Below are 241 nucleotides of genomic sequence, written 5' to 3'. Positions count from 1 at the left end.
TTTGTTCCCTACAACGGCAATGTTTTCATTTGTTTGTTTTGTGGTATAAGATTGTACGTTGTTCTTCTTAGATTTAAAGCGCGGTGCGCTGTTTTGTTTTTTGAAAAAGCGCGTATAAGCATCCGCAAGATTGCGAACAGACGACTGAATCGCAATACTATCCACTTCTTTTAGCCAAACAAGCTCTTTCTTCATGGCAGGTAGTTTGGCAGAGCATGTACCATAGGTCAAGCCTTTTCCT

The 241-nt window shown here is 40.7% G+C and carries 1 pseudogene; it reads right to left on the bottom strand.

Annotated elements, in window-relative coordinates:
* Positions 1–241: pseudogene (locus MR167_RS32330) on the bottom strand (IS200/IS605 family element RNA-guided endonuclease TnpB); the annotation flags it as partial.

The organism is Bacillus cereus group sp. BfR-BA-01355 (assembly GCF_022663675.1).
GTDB lineage: Bacteria > Bacillota > Bacilli > Bacillales > Bacillaceae_G > Bacillus_A > Bacillus_A thuringiensis_S.
This window is presented reverse-complemented; position numbering and strand designations above follow the sequence as displayed.